At 39.1% G+C, this 271-nt stretch carries 1 protein-coding gene; it reads right to left on the minus strand.

Annotated elements, in window-relative coordinates; translation table 11 throughout:
• Positions 1-271: substrate-binding domain-containing protein (locus tag SB717_RS35950; RefSeq protein WP_410907766.1), on the minus strand; the 271-nt coding region annotated here is incomplete at both ends.

Raw genomic sequence — 271 nt, forward strand, 5'->3', positions numbered from 1 at the left:
ATCTGGAATGGCAATCCCCTTTTGAAGTGCAGCCTTTACAATACCAATCGCAATTAAATCATTCCCAGCAACAATACCATCAATATGCGGGTATCCTTCTAATAATTCCATCGCTACACGCTCACTATTTGCTGGATCAAACGTACTCTCCGCAATCATATACGAAAGATTATTTTGCGTAATAACGTCTACAAAACCTTCAAAACGTTCATTTGCAGTACTCACATCACGTGGACCGCGAATATGTGCAATATGTTTACATCCTTTATCT

It is taken from the genome of Priestia sp. SIMBA_032 (assembly GCF_046535215.1).
GTDB classification, from domain to species: domain Bacteria; phylum Bacillota; class Bacilli; order Bacillales; family Bacillaceae_H; genus Priestia; species Priestia aryabhattai.